Source organism: Saccharomonospora saliphila YIM 90502, from assembly GCF_000383795.1.
GTDB lineage: Bacteria > Actinomycetota > Actinomycetes > Mycobacteriales > Pseudonocardiaceae > Saccharomonospora > Saccharomonospora saliphila.
In genome coordinates this window covers 82639-89917 of sequence record NZ_KB912681.1, presented here as the reverse complement: position 1 = coordinate 89917, position 7279 = coordinate 82639, and the positions used below count along the sequence as shown (strand labels likewise).

Sequence of the window (7279 nt, the reverse complement as noted above, 5' to 3'; positions counted from 1 at the left end):
CCACCGCGGCGCCCCGACGACGACGGTGTGGTGCCCCGGGGGCACCGGGACGGTGAGCTGCCGCGTCCCGGACGGCCTCGCGCCCGGCGAGTCGGCGTTGCTGCGCTACCGCCTGCGGGCGAGTCCGGAGGCGCGCTCCGGTGAGATCACCGGTGTCCTCGACGCCGGGGACGGCGACACGGTCAGGGTAACCGTGCCCGTCACCGTCGCCGCTCCCCCGGACGTCGTCCACCTCGCGGTGGAGCCTCTGACGTCGGGACAGCGGCTGGCCTCCGTCGAGATCCGCAACGACGGCGAGCGGACGCGGCCCGCGAGCCTGCACGTGGACGGGCACGCCCACGCCGTGCCGAAACCCGGAACCGAGCTCGAGTGCGAGCACGACGCCTCCCACCCAGACGATGGCTCTCACCCGGACGACCGCTCCCACCCGGACGACCGGCCGGGACGCTCCACCGTCCCCACCGATGTCCTGCCCACGGACGTCCTGCCCGCCGACGTCATTCCCACGAACGTTCTTCCCACCGGCGAGCACGGAGAATTGCGTTGCGCGGGCGAGGACGACCTCGCACCCGGCGAGAGTCTCCGGCTGTGGCTGCTGCTGTTCCCGCATCCGGACGACCGGCCGCTGACCGTCACGGGCACGGTGGGCACCGACGCGGCGTCCGAGACACTCCGGCCACGCGGCCTCCTGCCGGACCTGCCGACACCCCCGTTCGGGCCCGCCGACCCGTCCGGGACCGCCACGCTCCCGGAGCTCCCTCCCACCCCGGGGCTGACCACGTCCCCGGAGCCGGGCGGGACCACCGAATCCGCCGTGCCGCCGGGGTTCACACCCCGGTCCAGGCCATCCGGGCAGACGGCGTCCTCCGGGCCCACCACGTCGTCCGCGCCGTCGGTGACGGCCGACCGGCCCACGCGGCCGACGGTGGACTTCGACGCCCGATCGCACAGGTCATCGAGGTGGGGTTTCTCGCCACGCCGGGGCCGCCGACGCTCGTCTGCGTAGACTGCGGGCGTGGCCGTGGTCGAAACCGTACTCGCCCGAGTACCCCAACCGCTACGCTCGGTACTGGTCAAGTACCGCGAGCTGCTCAAGTTCGCGATCGTCGGTGGCACCACGTTCCTGGTCGACAACGGCATCTGGTACCTGCTCAAGCTCACGATCCTGGCGTCGAAGCCCACCACGGCCAAGGCGATCGCCATCATCGTCGCCACGATCGTGTCGTACGTGCTGAACCGCGAGTGGTCCTTCCGCACCCGGGGTGGCCGCGAGACCCACCACGAGGCGGCGCTGTTCTTCCTCGTCAGCGGCGTGGCCGTGGTGGTGAATCTGATCCCGCTGTACGTGTCCCGGTACGTGCTCGACCTGGAGGTCCCGCACGTGTCGCGGTTCGTCCAGGAGACCGCCGACTTCGCCAGCGGCTCGGTGATCGGGATGCTGCTGGCGATGGCCTTCCGCTTCTGGGGCTTCAAGCGCTGGGTGTTCCCGGACGAACTCGGCAGGCACCGGCGCGGCGACCCCGCCGAAGCCGCGACGGAACCCGACACCGGCCCGGTGACCGGAGTCGGCGCACCCCGCCGCTGACGCGACGGCGGAAACCCATGCGTCGACCCGTCACCTCGCGACACCGTCGGTCCCAGCGGATACTCTGTGGGTCATGACCAGCCGAACCGAACGTGGTGCGCTCGTCGCGCTGCTCGAGGATCGGCCGAGCGGCGTTACCTGGCGGCAGATCGCCGATGATGTCGGTGACGAGGGCAGCGCCGTACAGGTGTATCGCCGTCTCTTCTCACCCGACTTGTTCACCCCCTCGGACAGCCTGGGATCACGTTTCGAGAAGGCCGCTCAGCAGATCGACGGGTGGCAGGCCGAGGGACTCGGCGTCCACACGCTGCTCGACGCGACGTATCCGCGGCAGCTGCGGGACGTGCTCCACATGCCACCGATCGTCTTCACGCGCGGAACCCTGGCCGACGACGGCGACCGGCGTGCTGTCGCCATCGTGGGCTCGCGGCGACCGTCAAGGAACGGCGTCGCGATCGCGTCCCGGCTCGCGGCGGGGCTGGGAGAGCGCGGGTTCACCATCGTCAGCGGAGGGGCGGCCGGTATCGACTCCGCGGCGCACTCCGCCGCGCTGGCGGCCGACGCCCGCACCGTCGCGGTGGTCGGCACCGGAATCCGCCGTTGCTACCCACCGGAGAATCGCGATCTGTTCGATCGTGTGGCGGCCAGCGGGATGATCCTCTCGCAGTTCTGGCCCGACGCGCCGCCGAGCAAGCACACCTTCCCCATGCGCAACGCCGTGATGTCCGGCTACGTCACCGCCACTGTCGTCGTCGAGGCGTCGGAACACAGTGGGACCCGCATCCAGGCGCGCAATGCCGTCGAGCACGGCCGCCCGGTCCTGTTCACCGAACACGTCGTCCGGGCGACCGCGTGGGCGCGTGGCATGGTTGACCAGCCCGGAGTACACGTCGTGACGGGGTTGACCGAGGTCCTCGACGTGCTCGCGCAGTCGGAGGACTCCACGAGCGCGCTGCACCGGCTGCTGGGCACGGTGTCGCGCTGACATCATCGTGGTGGAACCCGGGGGACGCGCGGCATGCGCGCGATGCCGTACGCGGGCGTGTCGGTGGCTTCTTCCGCAACACCGTATGGGTGCCGGGCCGCACCTGCGTGGTGTGTGCGCATCCAGTCAATGGATACGACCGGTGCTACCGGTGCCAGTCGGCACATGAACGGTGGGGACCGCTACTGGCTGATGTGGTGGCACCGCTGACCTATGCATACCGGCACTCCGACACGCGTCGCGCTCGTATCGGCCGACATCAGTCGGAACAACACATGTGGTCGTACAAGGCGCCTCAGCCCGGGCCCGGATGCGTGACCGACCTGACAGCGATCCTGCTGTTCGCTCTCCTCTGGCACCACCGGTGTGCTGAGTCGGCGACCGGGATGCCGTGGCATCTGTGGGCGGTGGTCCCCTCGAGCCGGCGTGCGCGAACGGGGACACATCCGCTTGTGCGGCTGGGTGCCTCGGCAGGGCTTGATGGCAGTGACCACACCTTGCCCACCCGCCGAGTCGAACTCGTACCCGCGGGGGCTCCGTCCGGCGACCGGTGCGTTCGCCCGGACCGGTTCCGGGTCGCCACTCCCGAAGTCGTCCGGGGACGGCACACGCTCTTGCTCGAGGACACGTGGGTTACCGGTGCCTCGGTGCAGTCCGCCGCGCTGGCGCTGAAGCGAGCGGGAGCCGCCGCCGTGACGATCCTCTGCCTGGCGCGCTGGCTACGCGAGGACACCCGGGGAATCGACTGCGCCACCTTTTTCGAAAGCCTCGTCTCACCGTATGACGGGTTACGATGCCCCCTGCTTCGCCGCTCGTGCGCGGCGCCCGCGTGAGGTCCGCACGGCCCCTCTCCACCGCCTGCGCCGGGCCGCTAGCGCGGCACGCGTTCCTCCGGCCAGTTCACGGCCGCGACGTCGCTCGGCGTGGACACTCGCAGGAACAGGCTGAACGTGGCGGGACGCTTGGTGGACAGTTCCAGGCGACCGCCGTCGGCCTCCGCCAGAGCGCGGGCGAGGGCGAGCCCGACGCCGGTGGAGCCGCTGCCGGAGAAGCCGCGTTCGAACACGTGTGAGGCGAGTTCGTCCGGCACGCCGGGACCCGCGTCCTGCACCTGCACCACCACGGTGCCGTCCTGGTCGCCCCGCCGCGCGGTGAGCATGACCGCGCCCTCGCCATGATGCGCGGCGTTGTCCAGCAGGACACCGACGACCTCCCGCAACCTGCCGGGCGTGGCCCGGGCCAGCAGCCCTTCGGTCACCCGCACGCGCAGCGGACGATTGTCCTGCCGCAGCACCTGCCGCCACTCCTCGGCGATCTCACCGAGGTGCTGATGCAGGTCGATGGGCTCGGCGCCGACCTCGGCGGCGGCCCGCGCCGCGGCCAGCAGCTCGTCGAGGACGTCGGCCAGCCTGTCGGCCTGCTCCTGCGCCGCTTCCGATGCCTCGGTCACCTCGGCGTCCGGGTGTTCGGCGAGCGTCTCCAGCCGCAGTTGCAATGCCGTCAACCGGCTGCGCAACTGGTGGGAGACGTCTCCGACGAGCTGGCGCTCCCGTTGCACGAGCTGCGCCAGCGCGGTGGCGGAGGCGTCCAGCGCGTCGGCCACCATGTCCAGCTCGGCGACCTCGTAGCGGCGCGGGTCGGGCCGGAAGTCACCTCCGCCGAGCCGGGCCGCCCGGTCGGCGACGTGGCGGAGGGGCCGCGCGAGCTTGCGAGCTGTCACCGTCGCCACCACCGTCCCGGTGCCCACGGACAGCACGACCAACATCAGCACGGCCACGGCCACCTGTGTCTGTCTGCTCCGCAGCGGCCCCGCGGGAATGCGCAGCTCGACGGTGCCGTTCTGCGCGATCGGCACGGTCTCGGTCACCACGTCGTCGCCGAGGTCGGCCCCGTACCGCAGCGGCGGCGAGTCCGGCCTGCGCACGGTGAGACTGCCGTCCCTGGGGACGGCCACACGGACCTGGTCGAGGTCGAGGTCGCGGCCGTCGGCGAGCTGATCGTCCAGGATGGCGGCGATGCGCTGCGCGTTGGACGCCAGGCCCTCCCGTGTGGTGCTGTCCACGAGCACCCACCCCGTCACCCCGAGCGGGATGCCCAGCGCCGCCCCGGTGACCGCGACGGCGAGCAGGATCGCCAGCAGGATACGGCGCCGCACGACTCACTCGCTGTTGAACCGGAACCCGACGCCACGCACGGTGGCGATGCGGTCCTCACCGTGCCTGCGCCCGGACCCGTCCTGCGGAGCCAGCTTGCGGCGCAGCCACGACATGTGCATGTCCAGCGTCTTGGACGTCCGCGACGTCTCGGGATCGAGGTCGGTCCACACCTCGGACAGGATCTCCTCCCGGCTCACCACCTGCCCCGCGTGCGCCAGCAGCACCCGCAGCAGCTCGAACTCCTTGTTCGCGAGGGTGACCTCGATCCCGTCGACGGTGACCTGGCGCGCCCCGACGTCCATCCGCACCCCGCCGGACTCCAACACCTCGGGAGCGCGCCGCCGCAGCAGCGCGCGGATGCGGGCCAGCAGCTCGGCCAGCCGGAACGGCTTGGCCACGTAGTCGTCGGCGCCCGCGTCGAGCCCGACGACGAAGTCGACCTCGTCGGTGCGGGCGGTGAGCATGAGCACGGGCAGGTCCGCGTCTCCAGCCCGGAGCCTGCGGCACACCTCCAGCCCGTCCAGTCCGGGCAGACCCAGGTCCAGCACCAGCAGATCGACTCGCCCCCGGGACGTCCGCTCCAGCGTCGACGGCCCGTCGGCGACGACCGAGACGTCGTAGCCCTCCCGCTGGAGTGCCCGCGAGAGGGGTTCGGCGATCGCCGGATCGTCTTCGGCAAGGAGGACCACACTCACCTTGCCAACCTTACGGCGCGGGGCCATGAAACCATCGTGACCGTGTCGCGATACTCCTTCGACCTCGATCTGACCGGGACCCTGGCCGACGCCGCCGACGCGATCACCACGTCCCGCTTCCGCGCGCTCGATCTCGACGTCGACAGCAAGCCCGACCGGACGCCGGTGACCGACGCCGACACCGCCGTCGAGGACGCGGTCCGCGAACTGCTCGCCCGGCACCGGCCGGACGACGCGATCGCCGGGGAGGAACGGGGCGGCTCGGTCGCCGCGCCCGGCCGCGTGTGGGTGATCGACCCCATCGACGGGACGAAGAACTTCCTGCGCGGCACCCCGGTGTGGGCGACGCTGCTCGCGCTGGTCGAGAACGGCACCCCCGTCGCCGGGATGATCAGCGCGCCGCTGCTGGGCAGGCGCTGGTGGGCCGCGGCCGGAGAGGGCGCGTGGATGCGGGACACCGAGGGCGCGCGGCCGATCTCCGTCTCCCGCGTCGCCGCGCTGTCCGACGCCACCGTCTCGACCACCGACCTCGGCTCCTGGGTCGTGCACCACGACCGGGGGGCCTACCTGGACCTCGTGGACGCCACGTGGGAGAGCCGCGCGTTCGGCGACTTCTGGCAGCACTGCCTGGTGGCCGAGGGCGCGCTCGACATCGCCGTCGAGCCGGTGGTGAACCCGTGGGACGTGGCACCGGTGCGCGTGCTGGTCGAGCAGGCAGGGGGCCGGTTCACCGATCTGGGCGGCAACCCGGGCATCGAGGGCGGTTCGGCGCTGTCCACCAACGCACAGCTGCACGACGCGGCGCTGGAACTGCTGCGCCGCTGATCCGCCCGGGCCGCGCCGCCGCGTCCGCCTACGGCAGCACCCCCACGGCGCCGCGCGCGACCTGCGCCCAGGCCAGCCTGCCGAACAGGTAGTGGCAGGCGACCTGCTCGTTGCTGAACCGTGCCCAGTCGTAGCGGGTGCCCTGCTCGCGCCAGAAGACCTCCCACACGGGCCCGTCGTCGGGGTCGGCCTCGCCGTCGTCCGGGCAGCGCAGCAGGCACCACGTGTTGTCGGCCTCGGCACCGATGGAGACGACCTCGTGCGGCACGCCAACGGCGTCGAGCCAGCGGGTGATGGACTCGCTGTTCATGCCCTCTCCTCGAACGTGATGTCGGCCAGGTATCCCAGCACCACGAGCTCGGCGGCCGAGTAGACCGCCCGGTACCGCGTCCCCGTCCCGGGCTGGCCGAACCACGCCGCCGTCTCCGCCCGCCACACCGGCACGTCCCGCAGCACGCGATACCGGCGGTAACCGGCCTCCCGGTACTCCGGCGGCAGGCTCCGCCGGGCGAACGGCGTCCCGTCGGCCGAGAAGACGCGGCCGTGCGGCGTGCCGAACCGGTCGATCAGCGTGCCTTCCGGCAGCAGGTCGGGCTCGCCGGGCTCACAGCCGCCCTCGGGGTACTCGGGCGGCGGCCATGCGTACTCGGGAGGGTCGCCGTCCCGGACGAGGTAGCGCCGGTCCCACTCGCGTTCGTGCAGCCCGCCGAGCGGGTCGTAGCCGTCGAACAGCTCGGCGGGCGGGGCGGGCAGGACCTCGGCCGGGGGCGGCGCCGGTTGCCGGACTCCCGACCGCACACCCACGAGGGCGGCTCCGGAATCGATCTCGTCGGAAGCCGGGTGGTCGTGCGGCGGGTAACCCACGACGGCCGTCGGACCGTCGTCGGGATCGGATTCGGGCGCGGGCAGGTGCCGGGCGGGCCGGTCGGAGGCCACCGGCAGGTGCCCGATCGGGAACAAATGCACCAGGAACAGCGCGACCAGGCTCTGCCGGTCCTGGGGCGGCGCGCCCACCGCCACGGCGGCGGCGCCC

At 72.2% G+C, this 7279-nt stretch carries 7 protein-coding genes and 1 pseudogene; 4 read left to right on the top strand and 4 right to left on the bottom strand.

What is annotated here, in order from left to right; translation table 11 throughout:
* The 3 genes and pseudogenes from SACSA_RS0113880 to SACSA_RS0113870 form a co-directional block, all read left to right on the top strand.
* A pseudogene (locus tag SACSA_RS0113880) lies at window positions 1-1006 on the top strand (hypothetical protein); the annotation flags it as partial.
* 9 nt (window positions 1007-1015) lie between these two features.
* A complete protein-coding gene (locus SACSA_RS0113875) occupies window positions 1016-1585 on the top strand; it encodes a GtrA family protein (protein ID WP_019816509.1) in 570 nt (189 codons plus the stop codon).
* Window positions 1586-1658: 73 nt separating this feature from the next.
* On the top strand, window positions 1659-2570 hold the full coding sequence (locus SACSA_RS0113870) for a DNA-processing protein DprA (protein WP_019816508.1): 912 nt from the start codon (window positions 1659-1661) through the stop codon (window positions 2568-2570).
* An 871-nt stretch (window positions 2571-3441) separates the two neighbouring features.
* Here the strand turns inward: SACSA_RS0113870 and SACSA_RS0113865 are convergent.
* Together SACSA_RS0113865 and SACSA_RS0113860 are read right to left on the bottom strand one after the other, a co-directional pair.
* Window positions 3442-4725 carry an ATP-binding protein gene (locus SACSA_RS0113865; RefSeq protein WP_019816507.1) on the bottom strand — a complete coding sequence of 428 codons (1284 nt, stop codon included), beginning with the start codon at window positions 4723-4725 and terminating at the stop codon, window positions 3442-3444.
* A 3-nt stretch (window positions 4726-4728) separates the two neighbouring features.
* Window positions 4729-5448, bottom strand: a complete 720-nt coding sequence (locus SACSA_RS0113860; protein ID WP_028661864.1) for a response regulator transcription factor — start codon at window positions 5446-5448, stop codon at window positions 4729-4731.
* A 9-nt stretch (window positions 5449-5457) separates the two neighbouring features.
* On the opposite strand from SACSA_RS0113860, the gene hisN reads away from it, so the two are divergent.
* Window positions 5458-6246: a histidinol-phosphatase gene (hisN, locus tag SACSA_RS0113855; RefSeq protein ID WP_019816505.1), complete on the top strand. Its 789-nt coding sequence runs from the start codon at window positions 5458-5460 to the stop codon at window positions 6244-6246.
* Between the two features lie 28 nt (window positions 6247-6274).
* Here hisN and SACSA_RS0113850 read toward each other — a convergent pair whose 3' ends face one another.
* Window positions 6275-6556, bottom strand: a complete 282-nt coding sequence (locus SACSA_RS0113850) for a hypothetical protein (RefSeq protein WP_019816504.1) — start codon at window positions 6554-6556, stop codon at window positions 6275-6277.
* Window positions 6553-7279 (bottom strand): TNT domain-containing protein (locus SACSA_RS22960; RefSeq protein WP_157596885.1); only part of this gene is annotated, 727 nt, incomplete at its 5' end. The genes SACSA_RS22960 and SACSA_RS0113850, both read right to left, overlap by 4 nt.